The 14323-nt window shown below is 30.4% G+C and carries 17 protein-coding genes and 2 pseudogenes; 10 read left to right on the forward strand and 9 right to left on the reverse strand.

The window, feature by feature from the left end; translation table 11 throughout:
- The first annotated feature begins 83 nt into the window (after positions 1–83).
- From CD135_RS02260 to CD135_RS02295, 8 genes and pseudogenes are all read left to right on the forward strand, one after another.
- Entirely contained in the window at positions 84–1226 is a 1143-nt protein-coding gene (locus CD135_RS02260) for an NADH-dependent flavin oxidoreductase (protein ID WP_103268729.1), read from the forward strand.
- 211 nt (positions 1227–1437) lie between these two features.
- Positions 1438–2118, forward strand: a complete 681-nt coding sequence (gene rpiA / locus CD135_RS02265; RefSeq protein WP_103268730.1) for a ribose-5-phosphate isomerase RpiA — start codon at positions 1438–1440, stop codon at positions 2116–2118.
- Positions 2119–2210: 92 nt separating this feature from the next.
- Positions 2211–2717 carry a DM13 domain-containing protein gene (locus tag CD135_RS02270; RefSeq protein ID WP_017000655.1) on the forward strand — a complete coding sequence of 169 codons (507 nt, stop codon included), beginning with the start codon at positions 2211–2213 and terminating at the stop codon, positions 2715–2717.
- A 71-nt stretch (positions 2718–2788) separates the two neighbouring features.
- On the forward strand, positions 2789–3226 hold the full coding sequence (locus CD135_RS02275) for a DoxX family protein (RefSeq protein WP_017000656.1): 438 nt from the start codon (positions 2789–2791) through the stop codon (positions 3224–3226).
- Positions 3227–3230: 4 nt separating this feature from the next.
- A pseudogene (locus CD135_RS02280) lies at positions 3231–3907 on the forward strand (response regulator transcription factor).
- On the forward strand, positions 3908–4951 hold the full coding sequence (locus tag CD135_RS02285; protein ID WP_103268731.1) for a sensor histidine kinase: 1044 nt from the start codon (positions 3908–3910) through the stop codon (positions 4949–4951).
- 87 nt (positions 4952–5038) lie between these two features.
- Positions 5039–5692, forward strand: a complete 654-nt coding sequence (locus tag CD135_RS02290) for a CPBP family intramembrane glutamic endopeptidase (protein WP_103268732.1) — start codon at positions 5039–5041, stop codon at positions 5690–5692.
- A gap of 85 nt (positions 5693–5777) precedes the next feature.
- Positions 5778–6929: a polysaccharide deacetylase family protein gene (locus tag CD135_RS02295; protein ID WP_103268733.1), complete on the forward strand. Its 1152-nt coding sequence runs from the start codon at positions 5778–5780 to the stop codon at positions 6927–6929.
- Positions 6930–7104: 175 nt separating this feature from the next.
- Here the strand turns inward: CD135_RS02295 and CD135_RS02300 are convergent, their stop codons facing one another.
- The 3 genes from CD135_RS02300 to CD135_RS02310 form a co-directional block, all read right to left on the reverse strand.
- Entirely contained in the window at positions 7105–7512 is a 408-nt protein-coding gene (locus CD135_RS02300; protein WP_103268734.1) for an Rrf2 family transcriptional regulator, read from the reverse strand.
- Positions 7513–7582: 70 nt separating this feature from the next.
- On the reverse strand, positions 7583–8212 hold the full coding sequence (locus CD135_RS02305; protein WP_103268735.1) for an NAD(P)-dependent oxidoreductase: 630 nt from the start codon (positions 8210–8212) through the stop codon (positions 7583–7585).
- 180 nt (positions 8213–8392) lie between these two features.
- Entirely contained in the window at positions 8393–8761 is a 369-nt protein-coding gene (locus CD135_RS02310; protein ID WP_017000663.1) for an aggregation-promoting factor C-terminal-like domain-containing protein, read from the reverse strand.
- A gap of 226 nt (positions 8762–8987) precedes the next feature.
- On the opposite strand from CD135_RS02310, the gene CD135_RS02315 reads away from it, so the two are divergent.
- Positions 8988–9548 carry a GNAT family N-acetyltransferase gene (locus tag CD135_RS02315; RefSeq protein WP_064211496.1) on the forward strand — a complete coding sequence of 187 codons (561 nt, stop codon included), beginning with the start codon at positions 8988–8990 and terminating at the stop codon, positions 9546–9548.
- A 96-nt stretch (positions 9549–9644) separates the two neighbouring features.
- Here CD135_RS02315 and CD135_RS02320 read toward each other — a convergent pair whose 3' ends face one another.
- The 6 genes from CD135_RS02320 to CD135_RS13310 all read right to left on the reverse strand — a co-directional run bounded on the left by CD135_RS02320 (position 9645) and on the right by CD135_RS13310 (position 14058).
- The gene (locus tag CD135_RS02320; RefSeq protein WP_017000665.1) at positions 9645–10307 is read right to left on the reverse strand and encodes a YIP1 family protein; all 663 of its coding nucleotides are present in this window, start codon (positions 10305–10307) and stop codon (positions 9645–9647) included.
- A 107-nt stretch (positions 10308–10414) separates the two neighbouring features.
- Positions 10415–11188 carry a sugar phosphate isomerase/epimerase family protein gene (locus tag CD135_RS02325; RefSeq protein ID WP_103268739.1) on the reverse strand — a complete coding sequence of 258 codons (774 nt, stop codon included), beginning with the start codon at positions 11186–11188 and terminating at the stop codon, positions 10415–10417.
- Positions 11189–11222: 34 nt separating this feature from the next.
- Positions 11223–12548: an MFS transporter gene (locus CD135_RS02330; RefSeq protein WP_103268736.1), complete on the reverse strand. Its 1326-nt coding sequence runs from the start codon at positions 12546–12548 to the stop codon at positions 11223–11225.
- Between the two features lie 383 nt (positions 12549–12931).
- Entirely contained in the window at positions 12932–13063 is a 132-nt protein-coding gene (locus CD135_RS13135) for a hypothetical protein (protein ID WP_256933676.1), read from the reverse strand.
- Between the two features lie 148 nt (positions 13064–13211).
- Positions 13212–13943 carry a 23S rRNA (adenine(2058)-N(6))-methyltransferase Erm(43) gene (gene erm(43), locus CD135_RS02335; RefSeq protein WP_103268737.1) on the reverse strand — a complete coding sequence of 244 codons (732 nt, stop codon included), beginning with the start codon at positions 13941–13943 and terminating at the stop codon, positions 13212–13214.
- Positions 13944–13989: 46 nt separating this feature from the next.
- Positions 13990–14058 carry an erythromycin resistance leader peptide gene (locus CD135_RS13310; RefSeq protein WP_115344056.1) on the reverse strand — a complete coding sequence of 23 codons (69 nt, stop codon included), beginning with the start codon at positions 14056–14058 and terminating at the stop codon, positions 13990–13992.
- A 153-nt stretch (positions 14059–14211) separates the two neighbouring features.
- Here CD135_RS13310 and CD135_RS02340 point away from each other — a divergent pair.
- Positions 14212–14323 (forward strand): annotated as a pseudogene (locus tag CD135_RS02340) (IS6 family transposase); the annotation flags it as partial.

A 14323-nucleotide genomic window follows, 5' to 3' on the forward strand; every position in this document is an offset into this window, starting at 1 on the left:
TTCCTACCATAGCTATAAGCATTAAATTAGTAACTTCTAAAATAATGATGTTATAGTGTTATTTCATAAGGAGGACTTAAAAAATGAATGCGAAATATGAACCTTTATTTAAAGAACTAAAATTACCGAATGGTGAAGTATTAAGAAATAGATTTGTGTTAGCACCTTTAACACATGTGTCTTCTAATGATGATGGCAGTATTTCTGATATTGAATTACCATATATAGAAAAACGATCTCAAGATGTTGGGATTGCTTTGACTGCAGCAAGTTATGTTGAACCGCTTGGGCAAGCATTTCCTGGACAAGCTTCTGTTTCTAAAGAAGCGGATATAAGTGGATTATCTAAGCAAGCTGAAGTTATGAAGAAAAATGGTGCTAAAGCATTAATTCAAATTCATCACGGCGGTGCAATGTCACTACCTGGTTTAACACCTGATGGCGACGTTGCTGCACCGAGTGAAGTAGAAGTTAGAGGGTTCGGTCAAAAAGAGACACATAAAGCTAGACCTTTAACTGTAGAAGAAATTGAACATTCTATTGAATCATTTGCAAGAGCAACACGTATCGCAATTGAAGCGGGATTTGATGGCGTTGAAATTCATGGTGCCAACCACTATCTAATCCATCAATTCTTCTCACCTTACTATAATAGAAGAGATGATGAGTGGGGCGAACATTTACGTTACCCTCTAGCAGTTGTAGATGCAGTAACAAAAGTTGTAAATGAACATGCTACACCAGACTTTATAGTAGGTTATCGCTTCTCTCCAGAAGAAGTAGAATCTCCAGGTATTTCTATGGAATTAACTGAACAACTTGTCAAAACATTATCTGAAAAACCGATAGATTATTTACACGTATCTCTAATGGATATTCACTCTGAAACAAGAGAAGGTGAATATAAAGGGCAACAACGTGTTAAATTATTATTAGATTGGATAAATGGTCGTGTACCATTAATAGGTATTGGCTCTATATTTACAGCTGATGATGCTATTGCTGCTCTTGAAACTGGTGCACCTCTTATCGCTTTAGGTAGAGAATTGCTATTAGATTACGAATTCATTAGCAAAATTAAACAAGGTAAAGAAGATGAAATTGTATCTATGTTCGATCCTGAAAGAACAGACAAACATGAATTAACAGAACCATTATGGAAACAATTTAATGCCGGTTTTTACCCGTTACCAAGAACAGATGAAGAACCTTCAAATACAAAATAATAATTTGTATGTTTTCACATAGATACCCTACAAAATAAATATAAAATGATAGTCACCCATAAAATTTAGATACAATTCTAATTTTTATGGGTGATTTTTTATGAAATATCAAAGTATTCTCAATCAATACGTTAGGATGTTTGCACTATGTATATTTATAATGATGTTAAGTTGAATTTTAAACATATAAATATAGATTGAGGTGTCCATAATGAATCAAGATGAGTTAAAGGAAAGTGTAGCGATAGAGGCTATTCAATATATAGAAGATGATATGAAAGTAGGTCTAGGTACTGGGTCTACGATGTATTATGCTATTAAACATTTAGGTGAGCGGGTTAAAGAAGGATTAAATATTGTTTGTGTACCTACATCTGAAAAAACAGCAGAATGGGCTAAAAAATTTGAAATTCCTCTTAGTGATTTTTCAGAAATAAGAAGTTTAGATATCGCAATTGATGGTGCAGATGAAGTGGATGAGAATTTACAATTGATTAAAGGTGGCGGCGGTGCGCTATTAAGGGAGAAAATAGTTGCTGATGCAGCTAAAAAATTTATCGTTATTGTAGATGAATCAAAAGTAGTCAAAACACTTGGTAAGTTTAAGTTGCCGATAGAGGTCATACCATTTGGATGGAAAATTACAGCGCAATCTATAGAGTCGTTAGGATGTAAAGCAATTTTAAGAAAAAAAGAAGAAGAGATTTTTGTTACTGATAATCAAAATTATATTCTTGATTGTGATTTTTCAGAAATTCATCACCCTGAGCAGTTAAATCATGCACTTAAATCTATAGTTGGAGTTGTAGAAACAGGATTGTTTATTAACATGACTAAAAAAGTACTCGTAAGTCGAAGTGCAACAAATGAAATTAAGGAAATAAATATTTAAGAATTACTTTATAGTAGTTAATAAACAGTTAATGGTTTAATAGAGCTGTACTTTATACAATTAACATATCAAATTAAAAGGAGATGTGTTAAATGAAATTTTCAACTACAGCTATAGGAGCACTTGCACTTTCAACTACGATTTTATTAGGTGCATGTGGTAATGACGATATGAAAAAAGACGAAAAAATGGAAACAAAAAGTGAAATGAAAGATAAAGAAATGGACAAAGACATGGATATGAAGGACAAAGAGATGAAAGACAAAGACATGGACATGAAAGATAAAGATATGAAAAAAGACGATATGATGATGTCTGGTATGTTTAAGTCTATGAATGGTGAAATGGTTGAAGGTAAAGCAACTATTAAAGATCATAAATTAATGCTTACTGATTATAAATCTTCTAAAGGTCCAGACTTACATGTTTATTTAACAAAAGATGGCGATGTTGAGAACGGTATGCAAATTGATAAAGTAGATTATGACAAAATGGAACAAACTTTTGATTTAAAAGATATGGATGTTTCAAAATATAACGAAGTAACAATATATTGTAATAAAGCGCATGTAACATTCGGTAGTGCCAAATTAAAATAAAAAATTACTTCTATTAGGGGAATTCGGGTAAACCGTTTTTCCCTATCATGTTATATAAAGGAGAAAACATCATGAAAAAATTATATCAAATTATATTTTTAATCATACGCATTGTAAGTGGTATATACATTTTAAGACAAGGTTATGAAAAGTTAACAGGTGGTTTCAGTTTAGGTGGTCTTACTAAAGTCATTGCACAAAACCAAGACTCTCCAAAATGGTATAAACATTTCTTTAAAATTATTATTGAACCTTACACTTCTTATTGGGAATGGATTATTCCTATTGGTGAAATAATGATTGGTTTGGCTCTCATCATAGGTTTCCTAGAGTATTCTGCAGCTCTATTTGGTATATTTATTATGATTAATAACATTCTAGCAGATATGATTTTTACATACCCTGTACAATTATCTGGATTTATATTTATTGCGCTTAATAAAGAATGTATTAATTCAACATCTGTAAAAACATTTATCAATAAGTTTAATAAGAAGGAAGCAGGATGACAACATGGCAAAAATACTAATCGTAGACGATGAACAAGATATTCTGGATATCTGTAAAACGTATTTTGAATATGAAGGGCATCAAGTAATTACAGGAACAAATGGACAAGAAGCAATTGAGCAAATAGATGATTCTATTGACTTGATGATATTGGATATTATGATGCCTGAGGTAAATGGCTATGAAGTGGTTAAGAAGATGAGAGAACAAAGTCTTGATATTCCATTTATTTAACAGCAAAGACACAAGAAAATGACACAATTTATGCTTTAACTTTAGGGGCAGATGACTATATAAAGAAACCTTTCAGTCCTAGAGAATTAATTTTAAGATCACATAATTTATTAAATCGTAGTAGAAAATTTAATAAACAAGATTATTTAACATTCGATTCCATGACATTATGCAAACAAGAGAAAGTATTGAAAATAAACGATGAAGAGATTCCACTACGTGTAAGAGAATTTGATTTATTATGGTATTTAGCTGAACGTGAAAAAACAGTTATTTCTAAATCTGAATTATTAGAGAAAGTTTGGGGATATGACTATTACGAAGATGCGAATACAGTGAATGTACACATACGTAGAATTAGAGAAAAGTTAGAACGACAAGATTTCCACGATTATGTTATTACAACAGTTTGGGGATTGGGATATAAATTCGAGAGGGCGAAATAAATGTTAACAATCAGAACTCAAATATTAATTGCATTTATAAGTAGCATTGTGTTAACGACAGCCATCTTAACGGTTGCATATAAATGGATGTGGTTCGATGCTCATACAACGTTGTTACTAACTATAAGCGCTATTATCGCAAGTTGTTTAACAACGGCTATTTGTATTTTATTTATTAATCCGCTCGTCAGACGGATTCGTTTAATGAATTTGCAGACAAAACGTGTAGCCCAAGGTCATTATAATGAAACAGAACTTAATATTGATAGTCCGAAAGAGATGAGAGAACTTAGTCATTCATTTAATACGATGGCACGAAATATTGAAACACAAATTGAACAAGTGAAGCATGAACAACAGGAAAAATCAGAAATGGTACAAAATTTATCACATGATTTAAAAACACCTTTAGCAAGCATTACCTCATATGCGGAAGGTCTCAAAGATGGTGTTATTTCAACAGAAGAGGAGCAAAATAAAGCTTACGATGTATTAATTAAGCAATCGCAAAGAATAGCTACTATGTTTGATGAATTAACGAGTGTTATGAGTTTGAATACTGTTTCAAGGAACAATTATGAACTTGAAACGATTTATATAGATAAGTTGTTCGTTTCTATATTACAAACTTATGAACAACAAGCCGCGTGCGAATCGAGAACGATTGATGTTAATTTATGTGATGAGGTGCAATCCTTTAAACAATATCGGGTTCCATTAGAACGTATTTTATTGAATATCATTGATAATGCGATAAAATTTACAAGCCCTGGTTCAAGAATAGAGTTAAAAGTGAATCAAGAAGCGGGGAATATTCTTGTTATAACTGTGTCTGACGATGGGCCGGGTATAGCGAGCGAACATTTAAACCGTATTTTTGATAGAACGTATAGAGTTGAAGAATCTAGAAACAAGACTACCGGCGGGTCTGGGTTAGGTTTGTATATTGCGAGAAATTTAGCACATCAAATGGATGGTGTTTTAGAAGTTGAAAGTAAAATTAATATTGGATCTTCATTTATTTTAAAAATTCCTATGAAATAAAAGTGTTTAACTAAGATTATTGGTATAATAATATAAAAGAATTGATATAAATTAGGGATGGCTTTATTAAAAATGGGGAAGAATAAAATGAACTTAAACAGAGTTTTAAATGATACGAATCTAATATCTACAAAAAGATATAAATATGTATTTTGGCAATCTATATTACTCATTATCATGCTAACTGGAGCGTACACTTCTATTGGTCTGGCTCAAAATTTATGGATATTGCTTTTAGGCGTTGTGTTATTTGGGTTGTCACTATATCTTATAGAAAAGTTTAAATTAAATATTTTTGAAGTAAAGCCAATTAAACGTACACATTTGTTATATATGTTATGTGCTACTTTAATTGGTCTTGTTATTTACTGGTCAATTTCATTAATAATTGGTCAGCCACATAATCAATTAGAGGTTTATCAAGATTTAAAATATTTACCTATCATGATATCCATTATAATTTTCGTAATTTTAGGACCGATTTTTGAAGAGCTCATCTTTAGGATGCTTATTATGAAAGGTATTTTTAGAGATCATTTATTAGTTGGATATATAGTGTCTAGTGTTCTATTTGGCTTGATACATGGACCTTTAAACGTCGGGGAATTTTTAATTTATTGTGGGTTAGGTTTAGTATTTGGCGCAATTTATATTTTGACTAAGCGTTTTGAACTTGCCATATTATGCCACGCATTCAATAATCTTCTACATATTTTAATCTTTATATTATTTTATAATTAAATTATTATTTATCTCGCTTTACATTAATTGGAAATAACACTAGTATTATAACTATAAATATATTCAAAAAGGAGATGGGGACTTCTTGAAAAAAATACTAAACAGTATTATATATTTAATAGTTATCGTAACAGTACTTTCCGGTTGTCAACAAGATGAACAGAAAACGAATAAAGCACCAAAGAAGGCTACTGAAAATAAAGTTTCGCAAAAATATGATGCTAAACAAGATAAAGAAGACGAAAAAAGTTTGGAACCATATAATGGCGTTATCCATCACTTGTTTGTCCATCCTAATGTACCTTATCCTAAACGTGCGTTTACAGGAGAACAAGCAAAAGGATATTTTGATTGGATGTTAACAACACATGAATTTGAAGCTGCGATTAAAGAACTGCATAAGAATAATTATATTTTAATAGATCCTCATGATGCTTATGATTTTTCAGGAGATAAAGTTAAGAAGAAAGAGTTAAAGTTACCAAAAGGGAAAAAACCTTTAATTTTGTCAATTGATGATATGAACTATTATGACTATATGCGTAAAAATGGTAATGTTAATCGACTCGTATTAAATGAAAATAAAGAAGTGATTTCAGAATCAACAGATGATCACGGGAAGACCGTTAAATCTTCACAAGAAGCAATTGTACCAATTTTAAATGAGTATGTTAAAGAGCATAAAGATTTCTCTTATAAAGGCGCTAAAGGTGTTGTTGCATTAACAGGCTACGAGGGCGTACTGGGTTATCGTACAAATGAATTAGACAGTAAAGACTATGAAGAAAGAAAGCAAGACGCTAAAGAAATAGTGAAAGTCATGAAGCGTGACGGGTGGCAATTTGGCAGTCATTCTTATGGCCATATAAACTTTACAAATAGTAGTTATAATCAAATTGTTCAAGATACTAAGAGATGGAAGAAAGAAGTAGAACCGATTATAGGTAAGACTGATTTATTCATTTATCCTTTCGGAGCAAGAGTAGAAATTGGTTCTCCAGCATTTAAGTATTTATCAGAAAAAGAAGGTTTTAAACTGATAGCATCAGTTGGACCACAAGCATATGAACAGTTAACACCCCATGCCGTTACACAAGATAGAATTGCAATAGATGGTTTGAATTTATCAAAAGGAAAATATAAATTAAAGCCATATATGGACCCAGATCAAGTATTTAATAAAGAAGAAAGAAAATACTTTAAAGGTGGTAGTGATAGTAGTGGAGGTCAATTTTAAGTTTGGAAAATACAGAGCTAACGTGCTTGTTTGAAAAGTCTAGCCTGTTAGAAAATGTAACGAGCTAGATAAAATTAACTGGCCCGTTAGAACTTGAGACTATTCTTCTCTTTACTCATATATAAAGCTCCTTTCAAATTAGACACTATATGTGTAAACTTTGAAAGGAGCTTTTTTATCGACTTAATATTTGTTTGGATAAGTCATCTATAGTTGTTTGATCGAGTTCTTTAATAATTTTTGAATCCACTTCACTGTATATATTATCTAAAGTAGATTGAATGTTTTTACCGACGACACATTTAGTGTTTGTATCTTGATGTATTTTTAGGAAATGTTCTTCTTCTTGTATAAGTTGGTATACATCACCTAAAGTTATTTTATTTGCTGGTTTAGATAATTGATAACCTGACTTACCTTGTTGGCTTTCAATCAGTTTACCGTTTCTCAAATATTTGCATATTTTTCTTACAAGTGTTGGATTACTATTTATGCTACTTGCTAAATATTTACTTGAAAGGGGCTCTTCATTAATAGATAGCAAAGACAGTATATGAATACCAACTGAAATTTGAGTGTTCACGCTTTATCACCTCTTAGATTCATATTCATTATAACTATGAGGCTTAATAAAAGCGAGAGGGCTGAGGCATTTATTTTGATAAAACTGAAATTCTTTCTTGAATATGGTCGCCTTTAACAGCTTCATCTACCATTGCGATAGCAAAATCTGCGTAACTAATTTTACTTTCACCATTATCATTTAAAGTAAATTTTTCTCCAGCTAAAATATATGTTCCAGTTCTTTCTCCGTCCGCAATAAATTCAGCAGCGGGGCTAACAAATGTCCAGCGTACGTCATTTCTTTTACGCAAGTCATCTAACACTTTACCTTGAGCTATAGAAAGTGGTTTATATGATTCAGGGAAATCAGGGGTGTTATATAGTTGTGTTTCTAATTTATCATCCACATACAAACTACCAGCACCGCCTATAATAATTAATCTTGTATCAGTATTTGATAGTAATTTATTTAAATGGTGAACAGAATCTTGATGTAAATGTAATTTATCTTCACGTACTTCACCAAAAGCATCAATTATAACATCGAATGGCTTTAAATCTTCTGACGTTAAATCAAACAAATCTTTAATAATAGATTTTTCAGCAACAGTTTTATTTTTGTTACGTACTATAGCTGTAACGTCTAAACCTCTATTAATAGCTTCTTTAGTAATAAGTTGTCCTGCTTTTCCATTAGCTGCTACGATACCTATTTTCATATTAATAACCTCACTTGTATTTATTTTAGATACAAGTTGAGTATAGAACTATCATCTGAAAATGTCAAAAATAAAACTTTTAAAATGCGATAGGCATTAAAAAACTCCCAATCTGTTAGATTTCACATCTAGATTGGGAGTTTTTATTATTTATATTTGAAAATGCTTATGATTTAAATTTTACCACCAGTTATTTGCTTGACGGAATGCAATTGCTGCTTCTACAGAGCCATAACGTTCCTTAGCGTAATTGATCATACCTTTAGTTTGCTCAGTAACACTTCCAGTGCCCCAAGATTCTTTAGTTTGACCAAGGCCTCTGTATCCAAGTTCGTTTACAGCATTTGGATTACCACTTGATTCTGGCATTACAATGTTATCCCATAATGCTTTTGTTCCACCAGCTGCGATAAATTCTTTATATACTTCGTTAGTAGATGCTGCTTCTGTTGCTTGAGTTGTTGTATATTCACTTGCATCAGCGTTAGCGCTAAATCCAGCTGTAATAATACTTGCTGCTGCAGTTGATGCGATTAATAATTTTTTCATAGTAAAATATTCCTCCATATGCAATCGATTATTTTTTATCTCTTTCGTAATTACTTAATACACTTTAACATCAATTTTCATCTCATAGGTTACAACGAAATAAAAAGCAAATGTCTTTTATTTCAATCGTATTAAAAAAATGAATGCCATATGACAGTAGATATTTTGGTTTAATTGTATATATTAGATATAATTTTTAGTGAATTATAAAACTGGAGGTTACAAAATGAAAAGAATTAAGTTGAAGATGTTCAGAGATAATTTAGAAAATATCCCACAATTTGATTTACCTGAAGGCTATTCAATCAGAAAATTTAGAGAAGGCGATGAAATAGAGTGGGCAAAAATAGAAACTGCTGCTGAAGAATTTAAAACAGTCGAGGATGCACTCAAAAGATTCGATAAAGAATTCGGCTCTAATATAGAAGAAATGAAACATAGATGTCTTTTCATAGAGAATGAAGATGGAGAAGCAATTGGAACAACATCAGCTTGGTTCGGAGACTTAGATGGAACTGGTGAACAAAAAGGACGAATACATTTTGTTGCAATAAAACCAGAATATCAAGGGAAGAAATTATCTAAACCTTTGTTAACCGCAGCATTGAATACATTAATAAAAGAAAACCATAATAAAGTGTATTTAACAACGCAAACGACAAGTTATCAAGCGATAAATATGTACTTAAACTATGGATTTGAACCTTATGATCCAACTGGAGATGATCGTGAAGGTTGGTCGTTAATGGAAGAAGTATTAAATAGGAAGTTAAATATATTAAATTAAATAAAAGAGTGGGTTAGAAGTTTTATTTTCGTAAAAGGTTTCTATCCCGCTCTAAAAAGTATTGTTACAAAATAAATTGTGAAAGGCTAACACATACTAGACTAAACCTTGAATCGCATTAATAAATGATGCACTGATTAATCCAAAGCCAATAGTTACGATTAAAGCAACAATTGCCCAAATAATAGAAGCTTTTTTAGATAACTTACTTGTCCCATAATACACAGCAAAGATTAAATATGCTGATAATAAACCTGATAAATTAAAAACTGACAAATATTGATTTCCTTTATCAAAAACATTTAGACTGTCAATCTGTGTATCAGGTAACGTTAGTCCAAATAATGCTTGTATACCATAAACAATTATTGAAAAAGCAGTAGTAATAATTAAATATGAAATAGAAGCTGAAAAAATATGAATTGCGCGTGCATCAGATTTCATAATTTTTGAAACAATTAAGAATATTAAAAAGATAATTAATAAGCCAAAAATGACACCACCAACAGTTTGGCCAATTAAAGTCCCTATATCCATTTCATTTTGTTGTTCAATTTGAGATGAATCCAAACCAGCTTTTTTAAGTATCTCAGTATTATCAGTTATATAATTCGTCAAAAGTAAAGATATAAATGACAAAATAGTGAATATAATTAATTTTACAATCCATTTAGGGTTTTCTCTTAACTTACTAAAGTGATTTAAAAGAGGTAAGTCTGATGTTTTTGCACTTGTTTGATTTGCATTAGAATTTTCCATATATGTATAACCTTCCTTTCAAATAATATTTATCAATATAATAACATTAATAACCATTATTTAAAATAACTTAATTGTAAAATAATGGTAAGTGAAAGGGCGGTTAATTAAATATTAAATTCTTTAACAGATGGATGCTCTAAAATATCTTTTAATGAATATTTATAAGGGTTTATTTCAAAAACAACTGGTCCTTGATAATTTTGTTTACTTAAAACATTTATTATATTATTTTGTATAACTGTTCCATCGTTAGGTAGTAAATGTAAATCTGATTTTCCATCATTATCGGATAAATGAATTGATTTAAGTAATCCACCTAATCTGTTTACTGTGTCTTTAAATTCGTCACCTTGAATAGCTAAATGCCCAACATCTAAACAAGCTTTAGTGTTTGTTTTATTTAACACATCTAGCCATTCTTCAATATTAGAAGGTAATATATGCATATAGTTTAGCCCATCAGGTATTTGGTTCTCGAAAAGTAATTCAACATTATTGGCTAGAGAAAAGTCGCTCAATTCTTTTAATCGTTCAATCATTTTCGGATAGACTTTATCCAAATCTTCAGAGGCCATTGCTTGACCTCCATGAATAACAGCATGACTTCCATTATAATATGCTAGTTTCTTCATCCATTTTTTTGTTAATGCTAGCGTATACGCTGCTATCTCATCATATTGTGTAGCTAAATTTAAATCATGAAAAGGTAGATGTAAGCCAATTTGTAAATCACATTCATTTGCATACTTGAAAGCTTGCTCTGCTAAATGATGTTCTGCCCAAATTTCAACACCGTTAAAGCCATGTTCTTTAATTTGCTTTATGTCTTCTAAACTATACTCTTGTCCAATAGACCATAAACTAATCCATTTTTCCACTTGAATAATCTCCTTTGTACGTGACATTTTTCTATTAATTTTCATCATTGATTTCTTCTAATCTCTTACCTTTTGTTTCAGGAGCTAGAAAAATTGTAATTAGGAAACCAGCCAAACCTATTAAAGAAAAGAAGCCTAATGCTACTTGATTGCCCCATAATGCAACAAAGTTTGGGAAAACAAGCACACCTAAAATAGATCCTATACGGCTAACCGATGTAGCAAATCCTGATGCAGTTCCACGTATATTTGTTGGGAATAACTCTGTTGGATATACAAAATTTAAAATACCTCCACCCATATTTGAAAATAAAACTGCTACACTAAATAAAATTACTAAGTACATTAAAGTAGGATTGGGGTTTAACGTCAATATAGTTAAACCTACTGTTAATCCAAAGAATGATGTTATCAGAAGTGGTCTTCGTCCCCATCTATCAACTAAATATGAACCGATAAGCGCGCCGATTAAACCTAAAATACTTACAATAGATGAAGCTATGTATGTTTGATTTAATGTTCCTTCAGTAACTGAAGCTAAAATAGTTGGCGTATACATGGAAATGCCATAATATGCTGTAGCATAACAAAACCAAAAACCACATACGAAAATAGTTCTCTTTCTAAATTTTTCAGTAAATAATTCTTTTACTTTTACCTTTTTATTGACTACAGGTTCTACTTTCACCTTATTACCAGTAAGCTGATAAATAATATTCTGTGCTTCTTCTTCACGGCCTTTAGATGCTAACCAACGTGGTGATTCTGGCAGTCCTATTCTAAAAATAAAGATGATTACAGCAAGTAATCCACCTACTAAAAACATATAACGCCATGCATCATCGCCTAATGGTACTAAAAGCATTCCAGTAATATAAGCGAAAACTGCACCAACAAACCACATCATACCTAAAAAGGTTCCTTGTCGCCCTCGATTATTCGAGGAACTAAATTCTGACACTAAAGTGGAAGAAATAGGATAGTCCGCACCTATACCTATACCAAGAAAGAAACGAAATATAATTAAATATAATGCATTAGGTGCTATTGCTGTTAAAACAGCAAATAATACAAAGGCTATTAAATCAACGGTAATCATAGCCTTTCTTCCTAATGTATCCGTTAATTTACCGAGCCATGCAGCACCAATGAAGGAACCGATAATGGCTGAAGCTGTTAATAAACTTTCCTCAATTGGACTAACACTCCATTGTTTAATAATCAATGGCATAGCGACAGCTATAATTGTTAAATCAAATCCATCAAGGAACGTTCCTCCAGCAGAAACAATTTTTACCTTACGCTGAAACTTACTAAGTTTAGCTTGATCTTCAGGATAATCTAGATAATTAAAACTCATATACGTCTCCTTGTTTTCCGTAGTTGTTAAAAACAATGTACCCACAATAAATTTGTAATAACATAATTTACTTATAATATTTTAAAATTATATATTACTATTTAATTTTACAAAGGAACTATTGATTACGTATTAAGTCGGTATTAAAATGCTGTAAACATAAAGTGATATACAGATATACACTAAGGATTGTCTAAAATAGGCTATTTTATCATAACTATGATAATTAACTCATCAAAAATTTATATTACTAATTCTACTTTAAAATATCATTCTAGATTGATCTGGATATAAGCATTTAATATAGAATCAATGAAGGAATTCTGTCGAATAAAAAGAAGTAGAAATTCATGTTTGAAATTGAATTTCTACTTCGAGAGTAATTATATAATTACCTTCATTATTATATTTTTATCATAATTACCAAATTTTTTTCCGAATATATTAAGTCCACCTTTATATTCAGCATCTTTTTTTACACCTAATTTAAAACTAATAAAAGGTTTTTGTGACATTTTTAAATCTTCAATAGTTACAGATGAAATTTTAATATTATCAATAAAGCTGCCGTTTTTATTAACAGACCATTTTTTTAATAAACCATATTGTGTGGCATCAATATCCCACCAATCTGGTGTTAAGAATTTATATTCTAATGTGAGTTTAATTAAATAATTTATAACTATAAAAAATAGAGATAAATTGTTGTTTCGATATTTTATTTAAGTTTTGTACATTTGCATTTTTTAATGCTTTCTTAAACTGGTTTTTTGTAAACAATTTCTTATATTCTTTGTTTACCCATTTATATACAAAGAATTGATAAATTTTTTCGTCTTTTGCCGAAATTAAAGGTTTATGTTTTTTTAATAATATTAATGCCGATTCTACTTTAGGTTTGGGATGAAAATATTTGTTAGGAATTACTTTCAAGATTTCAACATCCATTTTAGGCAATAATAGTAGGCTTAACGCTTTATTTTTATCTTGAATCCGTTTAGCAAATCCTAATTCTACAATTAAATAATTGTATTCTGCTTTACTCTCATACAGTATTTTTTTAATAATTTCAGTACTAATATTATAAGGAATACTACCAAAAATTTTATAATCTTTATTATCAGGGAATTGAAAATTTAATATATCTTGATTAATAAGTTGTATATTATCTTGTAGTTTACTATCCTTTTTCAAGTTATAATATAAAGACTTATCGATTTCTACGCCAATTACAGACTTAACTACTTTTGATAAAGCTTTCGTAAAATGACCTTTCCCAGTTCCAATTTCAACAATGTTATCATCTGCTGTAATAATAATATTTTTTAATATTTCATTTATACATTTCTTAGAGGTTATAAAGTTCTGCGTATCTTTGGGATTTTTGTTATTCATTATATTCTGCTCCTTATGAATCATAATGAACAGATTACAAAGTTCATCATGACCAGTAATTTAGGTTTGGTTTATAATGAACTTTATTAATAACAAAAATTGAAAAAACACCCATATTTTTAACTCCTTTCACTCTTATTTATTTCGATGAAAAGAAATTTATCTACGACAGCTATACTTGTGCACATATATAGTACCTCCTTAAAAGTTTCGGTTCTGTTGCAAAGTTGAATTTATAGTATAATTTTAACAAAAAGGAGTCTTCTGTATGAACTATTTCATATATAAACAATTTAACAAGGATGTTATCACTGTAGCCGTTGGCTACTATCTAAGATATGCATTGAGTTATCGTGATATATCTGAAATATTAAGGGAAC

It is taken from the genome of Mammaliicoccus lentus (genome assembly GCF_002902755.1).
GTDB lineage: Bacteria > Bacillota > Bacilli > Staphylococcales > Staphylococcaceae > Mammaliicoccus > Mammaliicoccus lentus.

Bases quoted from the DNA above. Each gene is read 5' to 3' on its own strand.
- CD135_RS02320 (WP_017000665.1), bottom strand. From the start codon at position 10,307: ATGGAAAATTCTAATGCAAATCAAACAAGTGCAAAAACATCAGACTTA.
- CD135_RS13135 (WP_256933676.1), bottom strand. From the start codon at position 13,063: ATGTCACAAAAACCTTTTATTAGTTTTAAATTAGGTGTAAAAAAAGAT.
- CD135_RS02290 (WP_103268732.1), top strand. From the start codon at position 5,039: ATGAACTTAAACAGAGTTTTAAATGATACGAATCTAATATCTACAAAA.
- CD135_RS02305 (WP_103268735.1), bottom strand. From the start codon at position 8,212: ATGAAAATAGGTATCGTAGCAGCTAATGGAAAAGCAGGACAACTTATT.
- CD135_RS02270 (WP_017000655.1), top strand. From the start codon at position 2,211: ATGAAATTTTCAACTACAGCTATAGGAGCACTTGCACTTTCAACTACG.
- CD135_RS02310 (WP_017000663.1), bottom strand. From the start codon at position 8,761: ATGAAAAAATTATTAATCGCATCAACTGCAGCAGCAAGTATTATTACA.
- CD135_RS02315 (WP_064211496.1), top strand. From the start codon at position 8,988: ATGAAAAGAATTAAGTTGAAGATGTTCAGAGATAATTTAGAAAATATC.
- rpiA (WP_103268730.1), top strand. From the start codon at position 1,438: ATGAATCAAGATGAGTTAAAGGAAAGTGTAGCGATAGAGGCTATTCAA.
- CD135_RS02330 (WP_103268736.1), bottom strand. From the start codon at position 12,548: ATGAGTTTTAATTATCTAGATTATCCTGAAGATCAAGCTAAACTTAGT.
- CD135_RS02260 (WP_103268729.1), top strand. From the start codon at position 84: ATGAATGCGAAATATGAACCTTTATTTAAAGAACTAAAATTACCGAAT.
- CD135_RS02285 (WP_103268731.1), top strand. From the start codon at position 3,908: ATGTTAACAATCAGAACTCAAATATTAATTGCATTTATAAGTAGCATT.
- CD135_RS02275 (WP_017000656.1), top strand. From the start codon at position 2,789: ATGAAAAAATTATATCAAATTATATTTTTAATCATACGCATTGTAAGT.